We start from the raw sequence: 25,818 nt of genomic DNA, 5'->3' as shown, positions 1-25,818 counted from the left end.
CTGCCGCCAGTGCCTGCGCGTCTTGCTGTTGCTGGCCCTTGCCTGGCTCGCGCCCGTTGCCCTGGCGGACGATGGCGCCTCCGGTGATCCGGCGTCCGATCCGGTGTCGGGGCCGGGGTCCAGTCTGGCAGTTGACGCCCGCGACCGTTTGGCGTTGGGGCCCTGGTATCGGTATCTGGAGGATCCGGACGGGGTGCTCGATCTGTCCGCGGTGATGCGGTCCGACGCTTTCCTGCCGCAGGACCTGGGCGTGGACCCGAACCTGGGCTATACCCGTTCTGTCTGGTGGGTGCGGGTGCCGCTGTATTCGGCTCGGGGCGGACCGCGCCTGCTGGAACTGCCGTTCCCGACCCTGGACGCGGTAGGCCTGTACCTGGTAGACCCGGCCAGCGGCGAACTGTTGTACAGCGCCGTCGCCGGAGATCTGCGCCCCTTCGCCGAGCGCCCGCTGGCCCATCGCAACTTCGTCTTTCCGTTGCAGCTGCCGGCAGACAGGCCGGTGGACCTGTACCTGCGGGTGCAGAACCAGGGTAGCCTCACCTTCGGCACCCTGCTCTGGCAGCCGGAGGCCTTCCGTGCGGCGACCACCAGGGCCGACCTGCTGCTGGGGCTTTACTTCGGCATCCTGCTGGCACTGCTTGCTTACAACGCGCTGTTGTACCTGTCACTGCGCGACCGGGCCTATCTCTGGTATGTGCTGTTCGTCACCTCCATGGCACTGGGGCAGGGCGCCTGGACCGGGCTGTTCTTCGCCTACCTGTGGCCGCAGTGGCCCGCCTGGGCCGATCTGGCGACGGTGATGGGTTTCAACCTCACCGGCCTCTTCGGTGCGGTGTTCTCGCGCTGCTTCCTCGACACTCGCCGGCATGCGCCGGTGATGGATCGTGCGTTGCTGATGTGGGCGATCATTTTCGGCGCCCTGGCCATCGCCGCTCCCTGGAGCTCGCCGCAGTTCATCGCCATGGCCACGTCCGTCGCCGGGCTGCTGTTTCCACCCTTCGCCGTCGCCGCCGGCGTGCAGGGCCTGCGCAACGGCGTCACCTCAGCGCGCTTCTTCCTGCTCGCCTGGACCATCCTTCTGGTGGGCACGGCCCTGCTCGGGGCACGCAATCTGGGGCTGGTGCCCACCAGCTTCCTGACCCGCTATGCGATGCAGATGGGCAGCGCGCTGGAGATGCTGCTGCTGTCGTTCGCGCTGGCGGAGCGCATCAATGACCTGCGGCGGCAGGCGGCGCAGGCCGCCGATGCGCGCGCCGCCAGCGAGACCAAGAGCCAGTTCCTGGCCCACATGAGCCACGAGATCCGCACCCCCATGACCGGCATCCTCGGCATGTCGCAACTGGTGCTGCGCACGCCGCTGCAGGCGCAGCAGCGGGACTATGTGCAAAAGATCGAGAGCTCGGCCCGGTCGTTGCTGGGCATCCTCAACGACATCCTGGACCTGTCCAGAATCGAGGCGGGCAAGCTGCGCATCGAAAACATCCCTTTCGACCTGCGGCAACTGGTGGACAAGGTGGCCCAGCTCATGGCGGTCGCGGCACAGGAGAAATCCCTCGCGCTGGTGGTGGACTTTCCGCCCGACCTCGGCCGCTTTCATCGCGGCGACAGCCTGCGCCTGACCCAGGTGCTGACCAACCTGCTGAGCAACGCGGTGAAGTTCACCCCCGCCGGAGAGGTGCGCCTGCGCGTCCGCCAGCCTGTCCCCGGGCGCCTGCGCTTCGATGTGCAGGACACCGGCATCGGCATGACCGCGGAGCAGCGCGGGCGGTTGTTCCAGGCCTTTTCCCAGGCGGATACCAGCATCACCCGCCAGTTCGGCGGCAGCGGCCTGGGGCTGGCCATCAGCCAGCAGCTGGTGGAGCTCATGGGCGGGCACATCGAGGTGGCCAGCGAGCCGGGGCAGGGCAGTTGCTTCAGCGTCGAGATCCGGGCCGAGCCCTGCCGCGCAGAGGACATCGGCGAGGGCGAGGCCCTGACGCAGTCTCCAGTCCAGACCCAAACCCGGATACAGGCCCCGAATGCGGCCGACGCCAGAAGCAGCAACGACAGCGCGACAGCGTCGGCAATGGCCAGACTCCCCACCCCGGGCGAAAGTGCCAGCCGGCGGACGCGGTTTGCGGAGCGGCGTCTGCTGCTGGTGGAGGACAATGCCATCAATCGTGAAATCGTGCTCGGCTTCCTGAAGGAGACCGGCCTGCACATCGAGACCGCCGAAAACGGCCTGCAGGCGGTGGAAAGATGCCGGTCCAGGCCGTTCGACCTGATCCTGATGGACGTGCAGATGCCGATCATGGACGGCTATGAGGCGACGCGACAGATTCGGGCCCTGGATGCCCAGGTGCCCATCATCGCCCTGACCGCCAATGCCTTCCAGGAAGACATCGCCCGCTGCCAGGCCGTCGGCATGAATGCGCACCTCAGCAAGCCGATCAACTCCGAGGATCTTCTCTCCATGTTGCAGAAACACCTGGCGCCCGCCGCCCAAACCGGTACCGAGACCGCCCCTGAAACCGACACCGAGACCAACGCTGGGACCGGCGCCGAGACCAGCCCTGAAACTCGAGCGGAAACCCGGGCGGACATCCGATCGGAAACCGGGGCGGAAACCGGGGCCGAGGACACCGCCGGCGCGGATGAACGCCTGCCCGACCTGACCAGACTGCCGATCCTGGACACCGACGCGGCGCTGGAACTCATGGGCGGCAACGCCGCCCTGTATGCGGTGGTGCTGCGCAGCTTTCTGGCGGAATACGGCGACATCAGGCTCGAACGCCTCGACCCCGACAGCCGGCGCATGGTACACACCCTCAAGGGGCTGAGCGGAAATCTCGGGGCCCGACGCCTGCAGGCGGTGGCCAAGCTCCTGTACCAGCACCCCGATGAGCCTCTGCGCGAGGCCTTCAACCAGGAGCTGGACACCCTGCGGGACGCCGTTCGTGGCCATCTGCAGGCCAATGCCACCGACTGACCGCGGACGGATCCGAACCCATGACCGCGCCCGAGACATCCGCCGACCCCCGTGCCGTGCAGGACAGCGATCTGTCGGCCTGCCTGATCCGCGATCGCGTGGAACTGGAACGCCGTCTGCGCGGCCTGCAGCGTCGGCAGCAACAGGGGCAGCCGGTGGACCGCGGGATGGCCCGGGTGCTGCAGACCATCAGCGCCTCACAGGCGGTGGCGGCACAGCGCCGCGCGGGCGTGCCGAAGGTGCACTACCCCCCCGAACTCCCGGTGAGCGAGCGCCGCGACGAGGTGGCCGAGTTGATCCGCGCGCATCAGGTCATCGTGCTCTGCGGCGAGACCGGCTCCGGCAAGTCCACCCAGCTGCCGAAGATCTGCCTCGACCCGGCTTTCGGGCTCGGTGAAGGCGGGGGCGGGCGCGGCATCCTCGGGCGCATCGGCCATACCCAGCCGCGGCGCATCGCCGCGCGCAGCCTTGCCAGCCGCGTCTCCCAGGAGCTTGGCACCGAGCTCGGCGGCACCGTCGGCTACAAGGTGCGCTTCCACGATCGGGTGCGCCCCGAGACGGCGGTCAAGCTCATGACCGACGGCATGCTGCTGGCAGAGATCCAGCAGGACCGGCTGCTGACCGAGTACGACACCCTGATCATCGATGAGGCCCACGAGCGCAGCCTCAACATCGACTTCCTGCTGGGCTGGCTGAAGCAGCTGCTGCCCAAACGGCCCGACCTCAAGCTCATCGTCACCTCCGCCACCATCGACCCCCAGCGTTTCTCAAGGCACTTCGACGACGCGCCCATCATCGAGATCTCCGGGCGCACCTATCCCGTCGAGGTCCGCTACCGCCCGCCGGAGGAGGAGTCCGCCGGCGAGCGCGACGATGCCATGCAGCTGGCCATCTCCGGCGCCGTGGACGAGCTGGCCCGGGCCGGGCGGGGCGACGTGCTGGTGTTCCTGTCCGGCGAGCGCGAGATCCGCGAGACCGCCGAGACCCTGCGCAAGCACCATCCGCCGTCCACCGAGATCCTGCCGCTGTTCGCGCGCCAGGGGCCGGCGGAGCAGGCGCGCATCTTCAAGCCCCACGGCACGCGCCGGGTGGTGCTGGCCACCAATGTCGCCGAGACCTCGCTGACGGTGCCTGGTATCCATTATGTGATCGATCCGGGCTTTGCGCGCATCAGCCGCTACAGTCACCGCAGCAAGGTGCAGCGGCTGCCGGTGGAGCGCGTCAGCCAGGCCTCGGCCAACCAGCGCAAGGGACGCTGCGGGCGTGTCGCCTCGGGCATCTGCATCCGGCTCTATGCCGAGGACAACTTCGCCGCCCGCGCCGAGTTCACCGAGCCCGAGATCCGCCGCACCAATCTGGCGGCGGTCATCCTGCAGATGAAGCTGCTGGGTTTCGGTGCCATCGAGACCTTCCCGTTCCTCGATCCGCCGGACGCCAGGCTCATCTCCGACGGCTACCGCACGCTGGAAGAGCTGGCGGCCATCGACGCCGAGGGCCGACTGACGCCCCTGGGGCAGCAACTGGCCCGACTGCCCGTGGACCCGCGCATCGGCCGCATGCTGCTGGCCGCAGGGCAGCATCGCTGCCTGCGCGAGTTGCTGATCATCGCTGCGGCGCTCAGCGTGCAGGACCCGCGCGAGCGACCGCTGGACAAGCAGCAGTCCGCCGACGAGATCCATGCCACCTTTCGTCACCCGGAGTCGGACTTCCTGACCTTTCTGAATCTCTGGGCCTTTCTGGAAAAGGAGCGCAAGGGGCTGTCGAGGCGCAAGTTCCAGACCCTTTGCCGACAGCACTTCCTGTCCTGGAACCGGGTGCAGGAATGGCGCGACGTGCATGCCCAGCTACGCGAGCAGATGCTGGAGCTGGGCCACAAGGAGGGCGAGGCCGAGGGCACCTTCGAGGAGATCCACCGCGCCCTGCTGACGGGCCTGCTCAGCAACATCGGCCTCAAGGACGAGCAGCGGGAATATCTCGGCGCCCGCGGCGGGCGCTTCTACATCCATCCCAGTTCAGCCCTCTTTGGCGCCGGCCCCAAGTGGATCGTCTGTGCCGAGCGTGTGGAGACCACGCGCCAGTACGGGCGCATCGCCGCGAAGGTGCAGCCGGGCTGGATCGAGGCGGCCGGCGCGCACCTGATCAAGCGCAGCTATGCGGAGCCCCACTGGCAGTCCAGGAGCGGCCAGGTGGCGGCGTTCGAGACCGTTACCCTCTATGGCGTCACCCTGGCCAGCCGCCGGCGGGTCAACTACGGCCCCATCAATCCCGCCGAGGCGCGGGAGATCTTCCTGCGCTTCGGCCTGGCCGAAGGAGATTTCGACACCCGCGCGCCGTTCTGGCGCCACAATGCCGAGCTGATCGAGTACGTGCGCCACCTCGAGGCCAAGTCCCGCCGCCGCGATATCCTGGTGGACGAGGAGGCCATCTACACCTTTTACGCCGCGCGCGTGCCCACCGGCATCTACTCCAAGCCCCAGTTCGAGCGATGGCTGCGAAAGGCGACGCAACGGGAGCCCAAGCTGTTGCATATGCGCATGGCCGATGTCATGGCCCGCGACGCCGCCGAGATCACCGCCAGCAGCTTTCCAGACAGCCTGCGCGTGGGCGCAACAGACTTGCCGCTGGAGTACCACTTCGACCCGGGCCACAGCGCCGATGGCGTGACCCTGGTGGTGCCGTTGCCACTGATCAACCAGGTCTCGCCGGAGCGGCTGCAATGGCTGGTGCCGGGCCTGCTGGAGGAGCGTGTCACGGCCCTGATCCGCGGGCTGCCGAAGACCCTGCGCAAGGCCTTCGTGCCGATCCCGGATACGGCGGCAAAGGTGGTTGCCCGGCTGACGCCGTCGGACCGGCCGCTGGTCCAGGCCCTGGGTGAGACGCTGTACGCGCTGACCGGCGAGCGCGTGCCGGAAGATGCCTGGGACCCGGCATCGCTGCCAGAGCATCTGCGCATGAAGGTGCGCCTGGTGGATCAACAGGGTAGGGCGGTCGCCAGCGGCGACGACCTGATCGCCCTCAAGCGTCGGCATGGCGCGGGTTCAGCCGAGCCGTCGCCGTCGACGGCACCCCGATGGGAGCATGTGCTGGAGCGCGACGGCATCACCCGCTGGGATTTCGGTTCGCTGCCGGCGCATGTCGATAGCGAGCGGAGCGGCATCCGGTTGCGGGGGTTTCCGGCGCTGGTGGATCAGGGCGACCATGTTGCCATCCGGCTGCTCGATGCCGAGGATACGGCGCAGACCGCCATGCGCGCCGGCCTGCGCCGGCTGATCATGCTGACCCTGGCCCAGGACGTCCGCTACCTGCGGCGCAATCTCTCCGGTCTGGACCGCATGCGGCTGCAATATGCCAAGGCGCCCTGGTCGCAAGACGCGGGCGGGGAGACGGGGCGAAAACCGCCGGACCTGGCGGATGAGCTGGTGGCACTGATCCTGGATCTGACCTTCACCGAGGGGCTGCCAGCCATCCGCGATCAGGCCGCGTTCGAGCGGCGCATCACCGAGCGCAAGCCGATGCTGATGACCACCGCCGCCGAGGTCTGCGCGCTGGCGGCGGACATCCTGGAGGCCTACCAGCGGTTGCGCAAGCGGCTCGACGGCATCACCCAGATCAACTGGATGCCCTCCGTGCTTGACCTGCGTGCCCAGCTCGACGGGCTGGTGTTTCGCGGCTTCCTGCAGCAGGTGCCCCTGGCGCATCTGAAGGACTACCCGCGCTATCTGAAGGCCGCCGACCAGCGGGCCGAGAAGCTCTTCCACGCCGCCGCTCGCGATCAGGATCGACTGCGCACCCTGACCCCGCTGCTGGAGCGCTGGCGCGAGCGCAGCGCCGCCGCCCGCGCCGCCGGACGCATGGATCCGCGCCTGGACGAGATCCGCTGGCTGCTGGAGGAGCTGCGGGTGTCGCTGTTTGCCCAGCAGCTCGGCACCGCCTGTCCGGTCTCGGTCAAGCGCATCGAGGCTCGCTGGCGCGAGCTGGGGCTGTGATGGCGGGCGCATTGACCCGCGCAGATCTGCTTGGCCTGGAGCAGTACGCAGAGCAGCGTGCGCAGATCCGTGCCGAGGTCATGGCCCACAAGAAGAACCGGCGGGTACCCGTCGGACCCCATGCCACCCTCTACTTCGAGGACCGGCTGACCATGCGCTATCAGGTGCAGGAGGTGCTGCGGGCGGAGCGCATCTTCGAGGCCGCGGGCATCCAGCAGGAGCTGGACGCCTACAATCCACTGATCCCGGATGGCTGCAACTGGAAGGCTAGCTTCATGCTCGAGTTCTGCGACCCCGACCAGGGTCGCGACGCGCTGGCCCGGCTGGCGGGGATCGAGGACCGGGTCTGGGTGCAGATCAGCGGTCAGCCCCGAGTCCTGGCCATCGCCGACGAGGACATCGAGCGGACCACCGACGAGAAGACCTCGGCGGTGCATTTCCTGCGCTTCGAGCTGACCACGGACATGGCGGCCGCGGTCAAGGCCGGTACCGTGGTGCGTCTGGGTATCGACCACCCGGCATACCGTCACCAGAGCGAGCTCACAACCGCCGCGTGCCGATCGCTGGCCCGGGACCTCGACTGCGCCGGCTGATCCCGCTGGTCGTCAGTCTCCCGGGAACGCGCATGCGCTGCTTGACGGGCCTGTGGTCGACCAGTGCCCACTGGCGGCTGGCGCTTCTTTGGAGACGGGCTGGCGGGCTGGGTGCCGGCAGTCGGGGGACGCCGTGAATCCGTCCGTGGAGGCTTCACGATCGCATCCCTGCGATCGAGACCCCCGACCACCGGCACCCAGCCCACCAGCCCTGCACAACCAGCGGTTGGTGGCGTGAGATGGTCGCGGCGGCTGGAGGCTGGAGGCTGGAGGCTGGAGGCTGGAGGCTGGAGGCTGGAGGCTGGAGGCTGGAGGCTGGAGGCTGGAGGCTTTTGTCACCCTTGCTTGAACAGTCGCTCCTTGTCCCGCTTCCATTCGCGGTCCTTTTCGCTGGCGCGCTTGTCGTGCAGCTTCTTGCCTTTGGCCAGGCCGATCTCCAGCTTTGCGCGGCCCCGCTTCCAGTACATGGCCGTGGGCACCAGGGTGTAGCCGGCGCGCTCCGTCTGCCCGATCAGTCGGCTCAGTTCGGCGCGGCTGAGCAGCAGCTTGCGGGTTCGGGTGGGGTCCGGCGACACATGGGTGGATGCCGACGGCAGCGGCGAGATGTGGGCGCCGATCAGCCAGGCCTCGCCGTGCAGCAGCTTCACATAGCTTTCCTTGAGCTGGACGCGGCCGGCACGCAGGCTCTTCACCTCCCAGCCCTCAAGCACCAGACCGCATTCCAGCCGTTGCTCGATGTGGTACTCGTGACCGGCCTTCTTGTTCAGCGCGATGGTGTTCGTGCTGCTCTTGGTTTTCTTTCCTTTCGCCATCACGGCAGTGTACTGCAAGCCCTGTCACTGATGGTACCGGTAAAGTGCCCCGGCGCTGTTGCAGGGCGATTTTGGGGTTTAACTGCGGCTCTGCAGCCGATGACGCGTCGACATGGCGACGGGTGCATGGGCGCGAGCGCGATCCATCTGCCACTTGCGCCCGTTGCTGTCTGCCGATATGATGCGCGGCTTTGATTTCGGGAGAACGTCATGCGTCGACCGCTGATCGCTGGAAACTGGAAGATGAACGGAAGTAAGGCCGACAGCGTCGACCTGCTGAACGGCATCCTGGCCGGTGCCGCAGAGATCATGCGCGCCGACATCGCCGTCTGTCCGCCCTTTCCGTATCTTCAGATCGCCGAGCAGGCGCTGGGCGGAAGTGCGGTATTCTGGGGCGCGCAGGACGTTTCCAATGAGACCAGTGGTGCCTTCACCGGGCAGGTGTCGGCGCAGATGCTGGCAGACTTTGGCTGCCATTTTGTCATTGTCGGTCACTCTGAGCGTCGGTTGTTCAACGCTGAATCCGACGACCTGGTGGCCCGCAAGTACGCCCAGGCCATGGCCCATGGGCTGACGCCGATCCTGTGTGTCGGCGAGACCCTGGAGGAGCGCGAAGGTGGCCAGACCGAAGCCGTAGTCGCGCGCCAGTTGGATGCTGTGCTGCAGACCAGCGGTGTCGACGGCATCGCCAAAGGCGTCATCGCCTATGAGCCCGTGTGGGCCATCGGTACCGGCGTCACGGCCACGCCGGCGCAGGCCCAGGATGTGCATGCCTTCCTGCGCGGGCGCATCGCGGCGCAGGGCCAGGATGTCGCGACAAGGGTGCGGATCCTGTACGGCGGCAGCATGAAGCCGGACAATGCCCAGGAGTTGATCGGCCAGGCGGATATCGACGGTGGTCTGATCGGTGGTGCGGCGCTGAAGGCGGCGGACTTCCTTGCCATCTGTCGGGCCGGTGATCAGAACGGCTGATCCGCCTGAGCGCTGTCCGACATCTGCTCGATACCCAGCCGGTAACCACCGGATACATTCAACCCGGGACGCTGCGTTGTCATGCGCCCGGAACCGGACGACCGGAGAGATTCGTCTCGATGCAACTGACTCTGACCGTGTTCCATCTGCTGCTTGCCATTGGGCTGATCGGATTGATCCTGATCCAGCACGGCAAGGGCGCCGACGCCGGTGCCGCCTTTGGCAGCGGGGCATCTGCCACGGTGTTCGGGGCCCAGGGCTCCGGCTCCTTCCTGACGCGCACCACGGCGATCCTTGCGACGCTGTTCTTCATTACCAGCATCGCGCTGGCCTACTTTGCGGCGCAGGTCGGCGAGCCCGAGGGTCTGATGGACGGGGTGGAGATTCCGGCGCCGGTTCGTCTGGCTCCGCCAGAGACCGATCTGCCGACGCCGGCTGCGGTCCCGTCTGCGCAGTCCGGTGATCTGCCGGTGGCGGACCTTCCGGTGCCGCCGGCCTCGGCAGCGGCCAGCGAGGCGCAGAGCGTCATTGCGCCGGCTGTCCCGGCGGCAGAGAGTGTACCATCGGGCGCATCTGACGATGCAGCGGCTGATGTGCCTGCCGGTGACCAGGAGTCGCGGCCGAGGGTCGACACACCGTTGGTCCCGAATCAGTAGCGGGAATCGGTCGGGTAGCGTTATAGTGAACGCTCGTAACGAATCTGCGCCCAGCGCCCAGCCGGAGCTGGCCAGCAAGATACAAGGCCTGTTCGCAGCAGGTCCCACATACGCCGACGTGGTGGAATTGGTAGACACGCTGTCTTGAGGGGGCAGTGGCGCAAGCCGTGCCGGTTCGAGTCCGGCCGTCGGCACCATTTTAATCTGTAGTGGTCTGGCCACAGGCCCTGAAAACGGCGTCCGCAAAACGGGTGCCGTTTTTTTTGCCGGTCTCATCGAAATGACAATAACCGATTGAATCAAAAGCCGTGCAGGAATTGTGGTGCCTTGACACGGCGTGCCGGCCGCTCTAGACTCCTGAAGTTCAGAATAGAGACAAATACTAACCATTTGGACTCACCGGCCGGTCTGGTTAACGGCGGGACCACAAGACGGTTCGGACACACGGGGGACGCGTTGCGGTGCTTGAGGACTATCTGCACATCCTGATCTTCCTGGTCGTTGCGTTCCTGATCGGACTCGCACCGCGCGTGATGGGCTCGCTGCTTGGTCCCCGGCGCCCGGGTCTGGAAAAGGACTCGCCGTACGAATGCGGCTTCGAGGCGTTCGAGAATGCGCGCATGAAGTTCGACGTGCGCTACTACCTCGTTGCCATCCTGTTTATCATTTTCGATCTCGAAATTGCCTTCCTGTTTCCCTGGGCCGTGGTGCTCGAGGAACTCGGGCTGGGCGGACTCATCGCGATGGTCGTGTTCCTTGGCATCCTCGTGGTCGGCTTTATCTACGAGTGGCGCAAGGGCGCGCTGGAATGGGAGTGACGGAACGGCGGTGCACCGCGCCGGGTTGTTTGCCGACAGGGTTCAGGGGACAGAGCAATGGGCATTGAAGGCGTTCTCGAGGAAGGTTTCGTCACGACCTCCGCAGACAAGCTGATCAACTGGGCGCGCACCGGCTCGCTGTGGCCGATGACCTTCGGGCTCGCCTGCTGCGCGGTGGAGATGATGCATGCCGGCGCGGCCCGCTACGATCTGGACCGATTCGGCATCATCTTCCGGCCGAGTCCGCGCCAGTCCGACGTGATGATTGTCGCCGGCACGCTCGTCAACAAGATGGCGCCGGCCCTGCGCAAGGTCTATGACCAGATGGCGGAGCCGCGCTGGGTCATATCCATGGGCTCCTGCGCCAACGGTGGTGGCTACTACCATTATTCCTACTCGGTCGTGCGTGGCTGCGACCGCATCGTGCCGGTGGACGTCTATGTACCCGGCTGCCCGCCCACGGCGGAGGCGTTGCTGTACGGCATACTGCAACTGCAGAACAAGATCCGCCGTACCAATACCATCGCACGCTGAACCAGATGCACACAGGGCCCTTCGCACGCTGACGCAGCGCATGCTGAATGGCCGACGCACGCAAACTCGTATTCGGTCCGGATCACGACTTCATCATGACTGCTGATCACATCATCACCGGTGACGCGCGCCTGGATGACCTGGCCGAGGAATTGCGCCAGCGCTTTCCGGGCAACGGGTTCGCCCTCGACTTTGCCCTTGGCGAACTCACGCTGACCCTGCCCGCCGCAGAGCTGCTGCGGGTGTGCGGGGCCCTGCGGGACGATCCCGCGCTGCGGTTCGAGCAGCTGATCGATCTGTGCGGCGTTGACTATGCCGCCTACGGTCAGTCGGAGTGGGACACCAGCGAAGCGTCGAATACCGGCTTCGGCCGGGGTGTCGATCGGGACATGGCGTTCGACGTGGATGATCCGCAACGCTTTGCCGTGGTTTACCATCTACTGTCGCTGGAGCACAACCGCCGCCTGCGGCTGAAGGTGCGTGTGGGCGGCGCTCAACCCATGGTGGACTCCATCGTTGGGCTCTGGTCGGTGGCCGATTGGTTCGAGCGCGAGGCGTTCGATCTGTACGGCATCCTGTTCCGCGGTCATCCGGACCTGCGACGCATCCTCACCGACTACGGTTTCGTGGGGCATCCGTTCCGCAAGGATTTCCCGCTGAGCGGCCATGTGGCCATGCGCTACGACCCGGAACTGGGGCGTGTTGTGTACGAGCCTGTGGAGATTGAACCGCGGGTGCTGGTGCCCAAGGTGATCCGCAGCGACAGCCGTCATGTGCCGGCGCAGGGCCAGCCCGCGCCCGCCGGCGAGGGCCAAGCCAATGCCTGAGATCCGCAACTACACGCTGAATTTCGGGCCCCAGCACCCTGCCGCCCATGGCGTGCTGCGCCTGGTGCTGGAGATGAGCGGCGAGACCATCGAGCGGGCCGATCCGCACATCGGGCTGCTACACCGGGCCACCGAGAAGCTGGCGGAGTCCAAGCCGTTCAATCAGAGCATCGGCTACATGGACCGGCTGGATTATGTGTCCATGATGTGTAACGAGCACGGCTACGTGCGCGCCATCGAGAAATTGCTCGGGGTCGAGGCACCCATCCGCGCCCAGTACATCCGCACGCTGTTCGACGAGATCACGCGCATCCTCAATCACCTGATGTGGCTCGGCGCCCATGCGCTGGATGTCGGCGCCATGAGCGTGTTCCTGTACTGCTTCCGCGAGCGCGAAGACCTGATGGACTGCTACGAGGCAGTCTCGGGTGCGCGCCTGCATGCCACCTACTATCGCCCCGGTGGCGTGTACCGCGACCTGCCGGAACAGATGCCCCGTTTCCGCGAAGGCGGCACCAAGTGGCACAGCAAGCGCGAGATCAACCGGCTGAACGAGGCCCGCGAGGGCTCGATGCTGGACTTCCTGGAGGATTTCTCGACGCGCTTCCCGGCCCTGGTGGACGAGTACGAGACCTTGCTGACGGACAACCGCATCTGGAAGCAGCGCACGGTGGGCATCGGTGTGGTGGATGCGGATCGCGCCCGCAACCTGGGCTTCACCGGACCCATGCTGCGCGGGTCCGGCGTCGCCTGGGACCTGCGCAAGAAACAGCCCTATGCCGCCTATGCCGACGTGGACTTCGACATCCCGGTGGGGCAGAACGGCGACTGCTACGATCGCTACCTGGTGCGGATCGAGGAGATGCGCCAGTCCAATCGCATCATCCGCCAGTGCGTCGACTGGCTGCGTAGGAACCCGGGGCCGGTGATGCTCGACGACCACAAGGTGTCGCCGCCGGATCGTGTGCACATGAAGGATGACATGGAAGCGCTGATCCACCACTTCAAGCTGTTCACCGAGGGCTACTGTCCCCCGCCCGGGGAGGTCTATGCCGCGGTGGAGGCGCCGAAGGGCGAGTTCGGCTGTTACATCGTCTCGGACGGGGCCAACAAGCCCTACCGGCTCAAGGTCCGGGCGCCCGGCTTCGCCCATCTGGCGGCCATGGACGAGATGTCCAGGGGCCACATGCTGGCCGATGTCGTCGCCATCATCGGCACCATGGATATCGTATTCGGGGAGATCGATCGCTGATGAGCTTCCGCAACGCACCGCTGGCCGTGATCCACGATGTGGACAAGGATACCCTGTTTACCCCGGAGATCCGTGCCGAGATCGACCGGCATGTGGCCAAGTATCCACCGGAGTGGAAGCAGTCCGCCGTGATGCCGGCCCTGACCTTGGTGCAGGACCACAACGGCGGCTGGCTGTCGCGGGAACTGATGGACCAGGTCGCGGCCTATCTGGACATGCCTGAGGTCTCGGTCTACGAGGTCGCCACCTTCTACGGTATGTACGATCTGGAGCCGGTGGGCCGGCACAAGGTCTGCGTTTGCAACAGCATCTCCTGCATGCTGGGCGGCTCTGAAGAGCTGATGCAGCACATCGAGCACAAATACAACGTGGCGCCCGGGGAGACCACCGCCGACGGCAAGTTCACCTTCAAGGAATTCGAGTGTCTCGGGGCCTGCCGGCATGCGCCGGCGGTCATGGTGGACAAGACTTACCACGAATGCGTGACCCCCGAGTCCTTCGACAAGCTGATCAAGAAACTGGACTGAGTCGGGGAGGCTTGCCATGGTCAAAGATCAGAACACCGTCTGCTTCCGTACGATGCACCTGAAGGAAAAGGTGCGCCACACGCTGGACAGCTATCTCAGCGTCGGCGGCTATGGGCAATGGAAACGGGTGCTGAACGAGCGGCCCGATCCGGCCACGCTGATCGAGGAGTTGAAGCTCTCCGCGCTGCGGGGCCGCGGCGGCGCCGGCTTTCCCACGGGCCTGAAGTGGAGCTTCATGCCGCGCAGCGCGCCGGGGCAGAAATATATCGTCTGCAACTCCGACGAAGGCGAGCCGGGCACCTGCAAGGATCGTGACATCCTGCGCTGGAACCCGCACCAGCTCATCGAGGGCATGGCCATCGCCGGCTACTGCATTGGCGCCACCGTGGGCTACAACTATATCCGCGGCGAATTCTACGAGCCCATCGCCCGCTTCGACGAGGCCTTGGGTGAGGCCTATGCCGCCGGGCTGCTGGGCCGTGATCTGCTGGGATCCGGCGTCGACTTCGACCTCTACACCCACCTGGGTGCCGGCGCCTACATCTGTGGCGAGGAGACGGCGCTGCTGGAATCCATCGAGGGCAAGAAGGGCCAGCCGCGCTTCAAGCCGCCATTCCCGGCCCAGGCCGGCCTGTACGGCCAGCCCACCACGATCAATAACACCGAGTCTCTGGCGTCGGTGCCGGTGATCCTGGAGAAGGGCGGCCAGTGGTTCCTGGATCAGGGGCGGCCGAACAATGGCGGGCCAAAGCTGTTCTCGGTCACCGGCCATGTGAATGCACCGAACAATTTCGAGGTACCCCTGGGCACCCCGTTCTGGGAACTGCTGGAAATGGCCGGCGGCGTGAAGGACGGCAAGGCGCTGAAGGCGGTCATCCCCGGCGGCTCTTCCGTGCCGGTGGTGCCCGGCAACATCATGATGAACACGGACATGGACTACGACTCCATCGCCAAGGCCGGCTCCATGCTGGGCTCCGGCGCCGTGATCGTCATCGCCGAAGGCACCTGCATGGTCAGGGTGCTAGCGAACCTGGCGCACTTCTATGCCCACGAATCCTGCGGTCAGTGCACTCCCTGCCGCGAAGGCACGGGCTGGCTGTCACGGGTGCTGCATCGCATACTGCACGGCCACGGTCGGCCATCGGATCTGGATCTGCTGGACAACGTGGCCGGACGCATTGGCGGGCGCACCATCTGCGCCCTCGGTGACGCCGCCGCGATGCCGGTGCAGAGCTTCCTGCAGCATTACCGGCACGAGTTCGAACACCTGATCGAGCATGGCCGGCCGATGGAGCAGGCCGCCTAGACGAGCCAACGAAAACAGCCTTGTCACAGGCGGAGGCTGAAGGCCGAGGCAGTCAGAACACATTTGGGAAGCATGGCCCTCGCGGGCAGTGGAGCTAAGAGCAACAGATGTCGGACAAGATCACCATCGAGATCGACGGTCGGACCTGCGAGGCAGCGCCGGGCGAGATGATCATCACGGTCGCCGACCGCGAGGGCATTTCGATCCCGCGCTTCTGCTATCACGAGAAGCTGTCCATCGCGGCCAATTGCCGCATGTGCCTGGTGGAGGCGGAGCAGGGCGGTCGGCCATTCCCCAAGCCCGTGCCGGCCTGCGCGACGCCGGTGGGCGACGGCATGAAGGTGCAGACCCGCTCGCGCAAGGCGCTGGATGCCCAGCGTGGCACCATGGAGTTCCTGCTGATCAACCACCCGCTGGACTGTCCGATCTGCGATCAGGGCGGCGAGTGCGAGCTGCAGGATGTCTCCATGGGCTACGGCGAGGACGTGTCGCGCTTCACCGAGCGCAAGCGCGTGGTGAAGGACGAAGACCTCGGTCCGCTGATCGCCACCGAGATGACCCGCTGCATCCACTGCACCCGCTGCGTGCGCTTCGGCGCCGAGATCGCTGGCGTGCGGGAACTGGGCGCCACCGGCCGGGGCGAGGACATGCGCATCGGCACCTTCGTCGCCCACACCGTGGCGCACGAGCTCTCGGGCAACATCATCGATCTCTGTCCCGTCGGCGCCCTGACCTCGAAGCCCTACCGCTTCACTGCCCGTGCCTGGGAGCTGACCGCCGAGCCCAGCATTGCGCCGCATGACGCCGTGGGCTCCAACATCCAGCTGCATGTGCGCAATGGCCGGGTCATGCGGGTGCATCCGCGGGACAACGAGGCCATCAACGAGACCTGGATCTCCGATCGCGACCGCTTCAGCTACGAGGGGCTCAATGCTGCGTCGCGGCTGACCGCGCCGATGATCAAGGGCGACAGCGGCTGGGCGGAGACCGACTGGCAGAGCGTATTGCACTGGGTTGCGGACGGCCTGCAGCGCGTGGTGGCGGACTCCGGCGCGGACCAGCTGGGCTGGCTCATGGCACCGGGTTCTACGCTGGAAGAGCTGTACCTCGGGCAGAAGCTGCTGCGGGGCCTGGGCGGACGGAACATCGACTCCCGCTTGCGGCAGCAGGATTTCAGTGGCGATGCGGCGGATCCGGCGCTGCCTTGGCTGGGGCTGCCCATCGCGGATCTGGAGCAGCAGCGCGCCGTACTGCTGATCGGCAGCGACATCCGACAGGAGCAGCCGCTGCTGGCCCATCGGCTGCGCAAGGCGGCCCTGGCCGGGGCCATGGTCGGCCTGGTGAACCCCTATCGCGTGGAGCTCACCCACCCCAGCCGCCAGTTGCCGGCAGCGCCGGGGCGTTTGGCCGCCGAGTTGGCGGCCATTGCCAAGGCCGCCGGGGCCGGTGGGCGGTCGTCGCTGAAGGGCCTGATCGCGACTGCCGACAGCGGCGATGTCCACGCCGAGATTGCCGCCGCCCTGAAACAGGCCGGCGCCGACGGCAATGGTCTGGTCCTGCTGGGCGCACTGGCAGAGGCCAGTCCGGATTTCGGCCTGCTGAAGGCGCTGGCGTACCAGATCGCCGACGCCACCGGATGCCGCATCGGTTTTCTGCCGCCGGCGGCCAATTCCACCGGCGCGGCCTTCGCCGGCGCGCTGCCGCATCGCCTGCCCGGTGCCCGGGCCGTCGATGTCCCCGGTCTCGACGCCCTGGCGCAACTGACCGAGCCGCGCAAGGCCTACGTGCTCTGGGGCATCGATCCCGCCCACGACCTGATCGATCCCGCACGAGCGGTAGCGGCGCTGGCCGGCGCCGATCTGGTGGTGGCATGCACGGCGTTTCGCACGCCTTCGCTCGAGGCGGTGGCCGATGTGTTGTTGCCCATCTCGGCCTTCGCCGAGACCTCCGGCACCTTCGTCAACGCTGCCGGTGACTGGCAGCGCTTCCAGGGCGCGGTAGCGCCGCCGGGGGACGCACGCCCCGGCTGGAAGCTGCTGCGGGTGCTGGGCAACATGCTGGAACTCACCGGCTTTGAATATGCCAGCGCCCGGGATATCCACGACGCGCTGGCGGCACAGTGCGCCGATCGGGCGCCGGACAACACCCCCCGGGCTGAATACCCGGTCGGCACGACCGCCGAGGCCGCCGACGGCACGCTGATGCGCGTGGGCAACGTGCCCATCTATGCCGTGGATGCGCTGGTCCGCGCCGCGCCGGCCCTGCAACGCACGCCCCTGTCGGCGCCGCTGCACCTGCAACTGCATCCGGCGGATGCCGAGGCCCTGGGTCTGCAGGACGGCGATCAGGTGGAAGTGGCGCAAGGGCCCGCGCGGGCCTGCATGCCGGTGCATGTCAGCGATGACCTGGCGCGCGGCGGCGGCCGGATTCCGGCGGCAGTGCCCGGGAGCGGACAGCTCGGCGCGCAGATCGGCCCGATCCGGGTCGCCAAGGTTTCCGGGGAGAACGACCAATGATGGACCTCTGGACGATGCTGCCGCTGCCGCTGCAGAGCATCATCGCGATCCTCGCGATCATCCTGCCGCTGCTGGGCGTCGTGGCCTACTACACCTATGCCGAGCGCAAGGTCATCGGCTACATGCAGGTGCGTATCGGCCCCAACCGCGTCGGCTGGCGCGGTCTGCTGCAGCCGATCGCCGATGCGTTGAAGCTGATGATGAAGGAGATCGTGGTGCCGACCCGGGCCAGCAAGGGCCTGTTCCTGCTGGCGCCGCTGATCTCCATCGTGCCGGCGCTGGCGGCCTGGGCGGTGATCCCGTTCGACGCCGGTCTGGTGCTGGCCGACATCAACGCGGGCCTGCTGTACGTGCTGGCCCTGACCTCGCTGGGGGTCTACGGTGTCATCATCGCCGGCTGGGCGTCCAACTCTAAGTACGCGCTGCTGGGTGCCATGCGCGCGGCGGCGCAGATCGTCGCCTACGAAATTGCCATGGGTTTCGCGCTGGTAGGTGTGCTGGTGGCCGCCGGCAGCCTGAACCTGTCTGCCATCGTCGAGGCCCAGTCGGGCAGTATCCTGACCTGGTTCTGGCTGCCGCTGTTGCCGCTGTTTGGCGTCTACTACATCTCCGGCGTGGCAGAGACCAACCGTGCGCCGTTCGATGTGGCGGAGGGCGAGTCGGAGATCGTCGCCGGCTTCCACGTCGAGTATTCCGGCATGGCCTTTGCGATCTTCTTCCTGGCGGAATACGCCAACATGGTGCTGATCGCGATGCTCACCACGCTGCTGTTCTTTGGCGGCTGGCTGTCGCCGTTCCAGGGCATCCCGGTGCTGGGGGCCGCAACCGCTGCCGTGCCCGGCATCGTCTGGCTGTTGCTGAAGACCTTCTTCTTCATGTTCGTCTTCCTGTGGCTGCGCGCGACCTTCCCGCGCTACCGTTACGACCAGATCATGCGGCTGGGCTGGAAGGTGTTCATTCCCATCACGATCGTCTGGATCCTGGTGGTGGCCGTGGCCGTGTTGCTCGGCGTGCCGCCCTGGTGGTCCTGATGGAGGGGCGGCGGCGATGACGGAATCTGCCATGCCCCTGCGTCGGCGCCCCTGGTACGACGCCCATGATCCGGGCCTCCGATCCTTTCAGGCACCTGAACCAAGCCATTTCAAGCTCAATTGCCAACCATGCTTCAAGCTGCTCGCAACTATCTGAACAGTCTGCTGCTCACCGAGCTGCTGCGCGGAATGAGCCTGACGGGCAAATACCTGTTCAGGCGCAAGTTCACGGTGCAGTATCCGGAGGAGAAGGCCCCGTTGTCGCCGCGCTTCCGCGGGCTGCATGCGCTGCGGCGCTATCCCAACGGCGAGGAGCGGTGCATCGCCTGCAAGCTGTGCGAGGCCACCTGTCCGGCGCTGGCCATCACCATCGAGGCGGAACCCCGGGCGGACGGCTCCCGCCGCACCACGCGCTACGACATCGACCTGTTCAAGTGCATCTTCTGCGGCTTCTGCGAAGAGTCCTGCCCAGTGGATTCCATTGTCGAGACCCGGGTCTACGAGTATCACTTCGAGCAGCGCGGCGAGAACATCATGACCAAGGACAAGCTGCTGGCCATCGGTGACAAGTACGAGGCGGAGATCGCCGCGGCCCGGGCCGCGGACGCGCCCTATCGGTGAGGGCGCGCGCCGGCAGCCAGAAAAAACGACCGACCGTCACTCATTGTCCGGAAGCGCGGACCGCGCCCCGACTGACCGCTGGGTAATCTCATGGGTTTTGAAAAGTTCCTGTTCTACGTCTTCGCGGCGATCGCCGTCTTCGCGGCCGGGATGGTGGTGACGCGGCGCAACCCGGTGCATGCGGTGCTCTACCTGGTGCTGGCCTTCGTCAGCAGTGCGGCCCTTTGGCTGCTGATCGAGGCGGAGTTCCTCGGCATCGTGCTGGTGCTGGTCTATGTGGGCGCGGTGATGGTGCTCTTTCTGTTCGTCGTGATGATGCTGGACATCGAGGTCGCCGCACTGCGCGCGCAATTCATCCGGCATCTGCCGCTGGGGCTGGTGATCGCGGCGGTGATGATCATCAACATGGTGCTGGTGGTGGGGCCATGGAACTTCGGCCTCGACAGCTTCGCCAAGCCCGTGCCCCAGCCCGAGGGCTACAGCAACACCACGGTGCTGGGCCTGGATCTGTTCCGCACCTACCTGTATCAGTTCGAGATCGCCGCGGTGGTGCTACTGGTGGCCATCGTGGCGGCCATCCGCCTGACCCTGCGCCGCCGTGCCAATACAAAGCACCAGGAACCGTCCGAACAGGTTCGCGTGCGCAAGGGCCCCGAGCGTATCCGGCTGGTGGCCATGCGGGCGGAGGCCGTACCTGCGTCGGTACCCCGGATTGGTTCAGGACCCGGTGCCGACCCCAACGACGCTAAGGAGCAGGGCGAATGATCGCGTTATCCGACTATCTGATGCTTGGCGAGCTGCTGTTCGCTATCGCCCTGGCCGGGATCTTTCTCAACCGCAAGAATCTGATCCTGCTTTTGATGTGCATCGAGCTGATGCTGCTGGCGGTGAACATGAACTTCGTCGCCTTCTCGCATTTCCTCGGTGACGGGGCGGGTCAGATCTTCGTCTTCTTCATCCTGACCGTCGCCGCGGCCGAGGCCGCCATCGGGCTGGCGATCCTGGTGGTGCTGTTCCGTAATCGGGGCACCATCAATGTCGAGGACCTGGACATGCTGAAGGGCTGAACCGATGGAAAACATCTATCTCACCATCGTGCTGGCGCCGCTGGCCGGCGCCATCATTGCCGGCTTCTTCGGCGGCAAGATCGGTCGCACCGGGGCGCATTCCGCCACCATCGCCGGTGTCGGGCTGTCCGCGGCGCTGTCGCTCTGGGTGCTGTCGCGCTTCATCTGGCATGACCAGCCGAACTTCAACGGCCCCGTTTACACCTGGATGGTGTCCGACGGCATGCACTTCGAGATCGGCTTCCTGGTCGATCGCCTGACCGCGCTAATGATGGCCACGGTGACCTTCGTGTCGCTGATGGTGCATCTCTATACCATTGGCTATATGGCCGATGACGCGCACAACTGGCCCGATGGCGCGCTGACCGGCAAGAACAGCTACCAGCGCTTCTTCAGCTACATCTCGCTGTTCACCTTCTCCATGCTGATGCTGGTGATGTCGAACAACTTCATGCAGCTGTTCTTCGGCTGGGAGGCCGTCGGCCTGGTGTCCTACCTGCTGATCGGCTTCTGGTCCACGCGCGAGTCGGCGATCTTCGCCAACATGAAGGCGTTCCTGGTCAACCGCGTCGGCGATTTCGGCTTCATCCTCGGCATCGCTGCCATCGGCATGTACTTCGGCTCCATGGATTATGCCGAGGTGTTCGCCAAGGCGCCGGAGCATGCAGACACCCAGATCGCGGTCTTCGGCGGCGTGTCGCTGATGACGCTGATCTGCATCCTGCTGTTCATCGGCGCCATGGGCAAGTCGGCCCAGGTGCCGCTGCATGTCTGGCTGCCGGACTCCATGGAGGGCCCAACGCCCATCTCGGCACTGATCCATGCCGCCACCATGGTCACGGCGGGCATCTTCATGGTGGCGCGCATGTCGCCGCTGTTCGAGCTGTCCACCACGGCGCTCTCCTTCGTGCTCATCGTCGGTGCGGTGACGGCCTTCTTCATGGGGCTGATCGGACTGGTTCAGAACGACATCAAGCGCGTCGTGGCCTACTCGACGCTGTCGCAGCTGGGCTACATGACCGCGGCCCTGGGCGCCTCGGCCTATGCCGCCGGCGTGTTCCACCTGATGACCCATGCCTTCTTCAAGGCGCTGCTGTTCCTGGCCGCCGGCTCGGTGATCATCGCCATGCACCACGATCAGGACATCCGCAACATGGGCGGGCTGCGCAAGGTCATGCCCATCACCTGGATCACGGCCCTGATCGGTTCCCTGGCGTTGATCGCGTTTCCGGGTTTCTCGGGCTTCTTCTCCAAGGACGCCATCATCGAGGCGGTGCACCACTCCGATGTCTTCGGCGCCGGTTTCGGCTGGGTGCTGTTGAGCATCGGCGCCTTCGTCACCGCATTGTACAGCTTCCGCATGTACTACCTTGTGTTCCACGGCCAGCCGCGCATGGACGAGCACACCCGCTCGCACCTGCATGAGACACCCTGGGTAGTGACTGTGCCGCTGATCGCGCTGGCCATCCCGTCCATCTTCATCGGCTGGTACACGGTTGAGCCGCTACTGATCAACAACTGGCTGGGTGACGCCATCTACGTCAAGCCGGAAAACGACACCCTGCATGTGCTGGCGGACCATTGGCACGGGCAGACGGCGTTCATCCTGCATGGCATGGCCGCGCCGCCGTTCTGGCTTGCCATGGGCGGGCTCGCGCTGGCCACGGCGATCTGGCTGGTGCTGCACCGGCGCAATCCGAACATCGACGCCGAGATCCTGGCTAAGGCCGGCCCGGTGACTCAGGTGCTGGAGAACAAATACGGCTTCGACGACTTCAACCAGAAGGTCTTTGCCGGCGGTGGCCGTGGACTCGGCAACATGCTCTGGAGCACCGGCGACCGCACCCTGATCGATGGTGCCGTGGTGAACGGGTCGGCGCGGCTGGTCGGTCATCTGGCCGGCATCCTGCGCCACCTGCAGACGGGCTACCTGTATCACTATGCCATAGCGATGATCATCGGCCTGGCCGGGCTGTTGACCGTGTTCGTCGCGCTGTGACGGTAAAGGAGAGGGACGAACATGCTAGCTGAATTTCCCTGGCTGACGCTGGTCATCTGGCTGCCGATCCTCGGCGGCGTGGCGGTGATTGCCAGCGGCGACGGTCGCTCGGAACTGACCAAGCGGGTGGCGCTGATCGTTGCGGTGCTCACCTTCGTGGCCAGTCTGCCGCTGTGGCTGAACTTCGATGCCGGCTACACGGGGATGCAGTACGTCGAGCGGGCGTCGTGGATCCCGTCGCTGGGCATCGAGTACTACCTGGGGGTGGACGGTATCTCGATGCCGCTGATCCTTCTGACCACCTTCATCACCATCTTCGTGATCATCGCCGGCTGGGATGTGATCACCTACCGCCCGTCCTACTACATGGGCGCCTTCCTGATCATGGAGGGCATCATGGTGGGCGTGTTCTCGGCGCTGGATGCCATCCTGTTCTACTTCTTCTGGGAGGCAATGCTGATCCCGATGTTCATCATCATCGGGGTCTGGGGCGGGCCGAACCGGGTCTATGCCACCATCAAGTTCTTCCTCTACACCTTCTTCGGCTCGGTGTTCATGCTGATCGCGCTGATCTACATGTACTTCCAGGCCGACAGCTTCAGCATCCTCGACTTCCATACCCTGCCGCTGGGGATGACGGCCCAGGTGCTGATCTTTGTCGCCTTCCTGCTGGCCTTCGCGGTCAAGGTGCCGATGTTTCCTGTGCACACCTGGCTGCCGGACGCCCACGTGGAGGCGCCCACGGGGGGGTCGGTGATCCTGGCGGCCATCATGCTCAAGATCGGCGGCTACGGCTTCCTGCGCTTCAGCCTGCCGATCACGCCGGATGCCAGTGCCGCGCTTGACGGGCTGATCATTGCCTTGTCGCTCATCGCCGTGGTCTACATCGGCTTCGTGGCGCTGGTGCAGCAGGACATGAAGAAGCTCATCGCCTACTCGTCGATTGCCCACATGGGCTTCGTCACTCTGGGTTTCTTCATCGTTTTCAGCATCGTGCGTCAGACCGGCAGCGATGAAGGCGCGGTGATGGGCATCTCTGGTGGCATGGTGCAGATGATCTCCCATGGCTTTATCTCCGGTGCGCTCTTCCTCTGTGTCGGCGTGCTGTACGACCGCATGCATTCGCGCCAGATCGCTGACTATGGCGGTGTGATCAACACGATGCCTTGGTTCGGCGCCTTCGCCGTCTTCTTTGCCATGGCCAATGCCGGGTTGCCGGGCACCTCCGGGTTCGTCGGCGAGTTCATGGTCATCCTCGCGACCTTCCGTGCCGACTTCTGGTACGCCTTCCTGGCGGCTACCACGCTGATCCTGGCTGCGGCATTCACCCTGTGGATGGTCAAGCGCGTGGTGTTCGGTCCGGTGGGCAACGACAAGGTGGCGGCGCTGCAGGACCTGAACCGGCGCGAGGTGCTGAATCTTGGCGTGCTAGCGGCGGCCACCCTGGCCATCGGCATCTGGCCGAAACCGTTGGTGGATGTGATGGAGCCTACTATCGAGAACCTGGTGCAGCAGGTGCAGGTCAGCAAACTGCCGGGGTCGACCGACCCGGTCGCCAGTCTTCAGCCCTGACGGACCCATAGCCGGAACACGATCATGCCGTTCGAAGCCGCATACCTTTACACGATCCTGCCCGAGCTGGTGATTCTGATCACCGCCAGCGTGGTGCTGGTGGTCGACCTCTATCTGCGCGACGACCAGAAGGGCCTCAATCACAGCCTGACCCTGGTCGGTCTGGTGCTGGCCCTGGCCAGCGTCGGTCTGGTGGGGGGCGATCAGACCGCCACCGCCTTTGGCGGCGCCTTCGTGCGCGACCCCATGAGCGATCTGCTCAAGGGCGTGGTCATCGTGCTGACGCTGTTCACCTTCGTCTACTCCAGCAATTACATGCGCGACCGGGACATGTGGGTCGGCGAGTACCACGTGCTGGTGCTGTTCTCGCTGCTGGGGGTCATGATCATGATCTCGGCGAACGACTTCCTGAGCATGTATCTAGGGCTGGAGTTGCTGGCCCTGTGCCTGTACGCGCTGGTGGCATTCGACCGGGACTCCAAGGCGGGTTCCGAGGCGGCCATGAAGTACTTCGTGCTCGGCTCCATTGGCACCGGCATGCTGCTCTACGGCATCTCGATGCTGTACGGCGCCACCGGCGGTATCGGCTTCGGCGATGTGGCGGCGGCGGTGGCGGCCACGGGCACCGACGACAAGGTGCTGGTATTCGGGCTGGTGTTCGTGCTGATCGGCATTGCCTTCAAGTTCGGCGCCGTGCCGTTCCACATGTGGATGCCGGACGTCTATCAAGGCGCTCCGGCGCCGGTGGTGCTGTTTCTGTCCAGCGCGCCAAAGGTCGCCGCCTTCGCCATGGCGGCGCGCATCCTGCTGGACGCCCTGCCGGGATTGCTGGCGGACTGGGGCGATATCCTGATCATCCTGTCGGTGCTGTCCATGGCCGTGGGTAATGTGGTCGCCATCGCCCAGACCAACATCAAGCGCATGCTGGCCTATTCCACGGTGTCCCATGTCGGCTTCATCTTCTTCGGGCTGCTGGCGGGCACCGAGCAGGGCTACGCGGCCGCCATGTTCTACGCTGTGGTCTACGGCCTGATGGCGGTGGGGGCCTTCGGCGTGTTGGTGATGATCTCGCACAAGGGCTTCGAGGCCGAGAACCTCGATGACCTGAAGGGCCTAGGCGACCGCGACCCCTGGCTGGCCGCCATGATGACCCTGGTGATGTTCTCCATGGCTGGAGTGCCGCCGATGGTGGGCTTCATGGCCAAGCTGCTGGTGCTGGAGGCGGTGGTGAATGTTGGCCTGATCTGGCTTGCCATCGTCGCCGTGGTCTTCTCCATCATCGGCGCCTTTTACTACCTGCGTGTGGTGAAGATGATCTACTTTGACAAGCCCGAGGTCATGGACCCGGTCACCGCCAGCGGCTCCGCACGCATCGCCGTGTCCGTCAACGGCCTCGCCATCCTGTTTTTGGGCATGTTCCCGGCCGGCCTGCTGGCCCTCTGCGAGGCCGCGTTCTAGGCCAGCCCGGACCGTTTCGGGGCAGTCCCCAGACAGATTCAAGCCACCCCCCGACAAGGGTGGCTTGATCGATTTTCCCCTGCAAAGGTGAGATCCACAGCTCAGGCTAGTTCATCGCCTAATCAAGGGGACAGTACATAGAACTATCGCCCAGCCACTTCAACGCGCTTAACGATCCCATCACCCTTAGGAACGCGCCCAAAACAAGGTGAACACTGTAGGGCGGCAAAACCAAACCCAAAACCCCCTGTGTGCAGTGTAGGAAACCCGTCCCGAAAAACCACCACCAACCAAGAGAGAATT

At 65.5% G+C, this 25,818-nt stretch carries 20 protein-coding genes and 1 tRNA gene; 20 read left to right on the top strand and 1 reads right to left on the bottom strand.

Annotated elements, in window-relative coordinates:
- Positions 1–22: 22 nt before the first annotated feature.
- The 3 genes from F2Q65_RS09160 to F2Q65_RS09150 are packed head-to-tail and all read left to right on the top strand — an operon-like array spanning position 23 to position 7,547.
- Positions 23–2,968, top strand: coding sequence for a 7TM diverse intracellular signaling domain-containing protein (locus F2Q65_RS09160; RefSeq protein ID WP_170265618.1), 2,946 nt, complete (start codon positions 23–25; stop codon positions 2,966–2,968).
- A gap of 20 nt (positions 2,969–2,988) precedes the next feature.
- The gene (hrpA, locus tag F2Q65_RS09155; RefSeq protein ID WP_150092636.1) at positions 2,989–6,954 is read left to right on the top strand and encodes an ATP-dependent RNA helicase HrpA; all 3,966 of its coding nucleotides are present in this window, start codon (positions 2,989–2,991) and stop codon (positions 6,952–6,954) included.
- A complete protein-coding gene (locus F2Q65_RS09150; protein ID WP_150092634.1) occupies positions 6,954–7,547 on the top strand; it encodes a DUF3501 family protein in 594 nt (197 codons plus the stop codon). Before hrpA ends, F2Q65_RS09150 begins: the two co-directional genes overlap by 1 nt.
- Positions 7,548–7,882: 335 nt before the next feature.
- Here the strand turns inward: F2Q65_RS09150 and smpB are convergent, their stop codons facing one another.
- A complete protein-coding gene (gene smpB, locus F2Q65_RS09140; RefSeq protein ID WP_150092769.1) occupies positions 7,883–8,359 on the bottom strand; it encodes an SsrA-binding protein SmpB in 477 nt (158 codons plus the stop codon).
- 210 nt (positions 8,360–8,569) lie between these two features.
- Between smpB and tpiA the strand changes: the two genes are divergently transcribed.
- From tpiA to nuoN, 17 genes are all read left to right on the top strand, one after another.
- A complete protein-coding gene (gene tpiA, locus F2Q65_RS09135; RefSeq protein WP_150092632.1) occupies positions 8,570–9,331 on the top strand; it encodes a triose-phosphate isomerase in 762 nt (253 codons plus the stop codon).
- A 119-nt stretch (positions 9,332–9,450) separates the two neighbouring features.
- Positions 9,451–9,987 (top strand): preprotein translocase subunit SecG, encoded by a 537-nt coding sequence (gene secG, locus F2Q65_RS09130; protein WP_150092630.1) that lies wholly within the window; start codon positions 9,451–9,453, stop codon positions 9,985–9,987.
- A 112-nt stretch (positions 9,988–10,099) separates the two neighbouring features.
- Positions 10,100–10,184, top strand: a tRNA-Leu gene (locus F2Q65_RS09125).
- Positions 10,185–10,448: 264 nt separating this feature from the next.
- Positions 10,449–10,805: an NADH-quinone oxidoreductase subunit A gene (locus tag F2Q65_RS09120; protein ID WP_150092628.1), complete on the top strand. Its 357-nt coding sequence runs from the start codon at positions 10,449–10,451 to the stop codon at positions 10,803–10,805.
- 57 nt (positions 10,806–10,862) lie between these two features.
- Positions 10,863–11,339, top strand: a complete 477-nt coding sequence (locus F2Q65_RS09115) for a NuoB/complex I 20 kDa subunit family protein (RefSeq protein ID WP_150092626.1) — start codon at positions 10,863–10,865, stop codon at positions 11,337–11,339.
- Positions 11,340–11,434: 95 nt separating this feature from the next.
- Positions 11,435–12,166: an NADH-quinone oxidoreductase subunit C gene (locus F2Q65_RS09110; protein WP_150092624.1), complete on the top strand. Its 732-nt coding sequence runs from the start codon at positions 11,435–11,437 to the stop codon at positions 12,164–12,166.
- Positions 12,159–13,418, top strand: coding sequence for an NADH-quinone oxidoreductase subunit D (locus F2Q65_RS09105; protein WP_150092622.1), 1,260 nt, complete (start codon positions 12,159–12,161; stop codon positions 13,416–13,418). Before F2Q65_RS09110 ends, F2Q65_RS09105 begins: the two co-directional genes overlap by 8 nt.
- Positions 13,418–13,945: an NADH-quinone oxidoreductase subunit NuoE gene (gene nuoE / locus F2Q65_RS09100; protein ID WP_150092621.1), complete on the top strand. Its 528-nt coding sequence runs from the start codon at positions 13,418–13,420 to the stop codon at positions 13,943–13,945. Before F2Q65_RS09105 ends, nuoE begins: the two co-directional genes overlap by 1 nt.
- 16 nt (positions 13,946–13,961) lie before the next feature.
- A complete protein-coding gene (gene nuoF / locus F2Q65_RS09095) occupies positions 13,962–15,251 on the top strand; it encodes an NADH-quinone oxidoreductase subunit NuoF (protein ID WP_150092619.1) in 1,290 nt (429 codons plus the stop codon).
- Positions 15,252–15,358: 107 nt separating this feature from the next.
- Positions 15,359–17,767 (top strand): NADH-quinone oxidoreductase subunit NuoG, encoded by a 2,409-nt coding sequence (nuoG, locus tag F2Q65_RS09090; protein ID WP_150092617.1) that lies wholly within the window; start codon positions 15,359–15,361, stop codon positions 17,765–17,767.
- Positions 17,764–18,798 carry an NADH-quinone oxidoreductase subunit NuoH gene (gene nuoH, locus F2Q65_RS09085; protein WP_150092615.1) on the top strand — a complete coding sequence of 345 codons (1,035 nt, stop codon included), beginning with the start codon at positions 17,764–17,766 and terminating at the stop codon, positions 18,796–18,798. The genes nuoG and nuoH overlap by 4 nt, the downstream gene beginning before the upstream one ends.
- Positions 18,799–18,927: 129 nt before the next feature.
- Positions 18,928–19,419: an NADH-quinone oxidoreductase subunit NuoI gene (nuoI, locus tag F2Q65_RS09080; protein ID WP_150092613.1), complete on the top strand. Its 492-nt coding sequence runs from the start codon at positions 18,928–18,930 to the stop codon at positions 19,417–19,419.
- Between the two features lie 90 nt (positions 19,420–19,509).
- Positions 19,510–20,184: an NADH-quinone oxidoreductase subunit J gene (locus F2Q65_RS09075; RefSeq protein ID WP_150092611.1), complete on the top strand. Its 675-nt coding sequence runs from the start codon at positions 19,510–19,512 to the stop codon at positions 20,182–20,184.
- A complete protein-coding gene (gene nuoK / locus F2Q65_RS09070; RefSeq protein WP_150092609.1) occupies positions 20,181–20,486 on the top strand; it encodes an NADH-quinone oxidoreductase subunit NuoK in 306 nt (101 codons plus the stop codon). The genes F2Q65_RS09075 and nuoK overlap by 4 nt, the downstream gene beginning before the upstream one ends.
- A 4-nt stretch (positions 20,487–20,490) precedes the next feature.
- Positions 20,491–22,485, top strand: a complete 1,995-nt coding sequence (gene nuoL / locus F2Q65_RS09065; RefSeq protein WP_150092607.1) for an NADH-quinone oxidoreductase subunit L — start codon at positions 20,491–20,493, stop codon at positions 22,483–22,485.
- A 21-nt stretch (positions 22,486–22,506) separates the two neighbouring features.
- The gene (locus tag F2Q65_RS09060; protein ID WP_150092605.1) at positions 22,507–24,057 is read left to right on the top strand and encodes an NADH-quinone oxidoreductase subunit M; all 1,551 of its coding nucleotides are present in this window, start codon (positions 22,507–22,509) and stop codon (positions 24,055–24,057) included.
- A gap of 24 nt (positions 24,058–24,081) precedes the next feature.
- Positions 24,082–25,515 (top strand): NADH-quinone oxidoreductase subunit NuoN, encoded by a 1,434-nt coding sequence (nuoN, locus tag F2Q65_RS09055; protein WP_150092603.1) that lies wholly within the window; start codon positions 24,082–24,084, stop codon positions 25,513–25,515.
- Positions 25,516–25,818 lie beyond the last annotated feature (303 nt).

This window comes from Thiohalocapsa marina, assembly GCF_008632335.1.
Lineage (GTDB): Bacteria > Pseudomonadota > Gammaproteobacteria > Chromatiales > Chromatiaceae > Thiohalocapsa > Thiohalocapsa marina.
Note: the sequence above shows the minus strand (reverse complement) of the source record. Positions and strands in the feature narration are given on the sequence as shown.

Coding starts and splice junctions, on each gene's coding strand:
- F2Q65_RS09075 (WP_150092611.1), top strand. CDS start 19,510: ATGGGTTTTGAAAAGTTCCTGTTCTACGTCTTCGCGGCGATCGCCGTC.
- nuoN (WP_150092603.1), top strand. CDS start 24,082: ATGCCGTTCGAAGCCGCATACCTTTACACGATCCTGCCCGAGCTGGTG.
- nuoL (WP_150092607.1), top strand. CDS start 20,491: ATGGAAAACATCTATCTCACCATCGTGCTGGCGCCGCTGGCCGGCGCC.
- F2Q65_RS09110 (WP_150092624.1), top strand. CDS start 11,435: ATGACTGCTGATCACATCATCACCGGTGACGCGCGCCTGGATGACCTG.
- nuoH (WP_150092615.1), top strand. CDS start 17,764: ATGATGGACCTCTGGACGATGCTGCCGCTGCCGCTGCAGAGCATCATC.
- secG (WP_150092630.1), top strand. CDS start 9,451: ATGCAACTGACTCTGACCGTGTTCCATCTGCTGCTTGCCATTGGGCTG.
- nuoG (WP_150092617.1), top strand. CDS start 15,359: ATGTCGGACAAGATCACCATCGAGATCGACGGTCGGACCTGCGAGGCA.
- F2Q65_RS09105 (WP_150092622.1), top strand. CDS start 12,159: ATGCCTGAGATCCGCAACTACACGCTGAATTTCGGGCCCCAGCACCCT.
- nuoF (WP_150092619.1), top strand. CDS start 13,962: ATGGTCAAAGATCAGAACACCGTCTGCTTCCGTACGATGCACCTGAAG.
- nuoE (WP_150092621.1), top strand. CDS start 13,418: ATGAGCTTCCGCAACGCACCGCTGGCCGTGATCCACGATGTGGACAAG.
- smpB (WP_150092769.1), bottom strand. CDS start 8,359: ATGGCGAAAGGAAAGAAAACCAAGAGCAGCACGAACACCATCGCGCTG.
- hrpA (WP_150092636.1), top strand. CDS start 2,989: ATGACCGCGCCCGAGACATCCGCCGACCCCCGTGCCGTGCAGGACAGC.
- nuoK (WP_150092609.1), top strand. CDS start 20,181: ATGATCGCGTTATCCGACTATCTGATGCTTGGCGAGCTGCTGTTCGCT.
- F2Q65_RS09115 (WP_150092626.1), top strand. CDS start 10,863: ATGGGCATTGAAGGCGTTCTCGAGGAAGGTTTCGTCACGACCTCCGCA.
- nuoI (WP_150092613.1), top strand. CDS start 18,928: ATGCTTCAAGCTGCTCGCAACTATCTGAACAGTCTGCTGCTCACCGAG.
- F2Q65_RS09150 (WP_150092634.1), top strand. CDS start 6,954: ATGGCGGGCGCATTGACCCGCGCAGATCTGCTTGGCCTGGAGCAGTAC.
- tpiA (WP_150092632.1), top strand. CDS start 8,570: ATGCGTCGACCGCTGATCGCTGGAAACTGGAAGATGAACGGAAGTAAG.
- F2Q65_RS09060 (WP_150092605.1), top strand. CDS start 22,507: ATGCTAGCTGAATTTCCCTGGCTGACGCTGGTCATCTGGCTGCCGATC.